Raw genomic sequence first — 584 nt, forward strand, 5'->3', positions numbered from 1 at the left:
GGTGGACGCCAACTTGATGGTGTCTTATCAACAGTACGTGCGTTGCCAGCAATTGCAGAGGCTGTAAAGAGTGATTTGACTATTTTAGTGGATTCTGGTGTTCGTTCTGGCCTTGATGTTGTACGTATGATAGCACAAGGTGCGGATGCTGTTATGATTGGTCGTGCTTTTGTTTATGCGCTTGCAGCAGCAGGTGAGAAAGGTGTTGCGCACCTCATTGATCTTTTTGCGAATGAAATGCGCGTGGCGATGACATTGACAGGTGTACGCGCGATTAAAGAGATCACACGGGAAAGTTTAGCAAGTCCAGATGTTTTTGAGCAATGAAAAAAATACTCTCAACTGCGTTTAAAGAAAATCTTTCTTATAGAGAGGCATATTTTTTATGTTTTACAGACATATTGACAGCTGATATTAAACCTCAAAAGTCCCCCTATAAAATGATAGAAAGCACCTAATAACGACGATAATAGTAGAGAGGAAAGGTCTAATAATAATGAACACAGAAAAAATATAAACAACACTGCGTACATATTTTATTCACTTTGTTGATAAAGCTCATTCTAAGTATAAAAGGAACAAGC

The 584-nt window shown here is 38.9% G+C and carries 1 protein-coding gene; it reads left to right on the forward strand.

From position 1 onward, the window contains the following. On the forward strand, nt 1–327 hold a 327-nt coding region (locus ACFIO5_RS13025), incomplete at its 5' end, for an alpha-hydroxy-acid oxidizing protein (protein WP_375705637.1). Between the last annotated feature and the right edge of the window lie 257 nt (nt 328–584).

The organism is Bartonella sp. AA86SXKL (genome assembly GCF_042196885.1).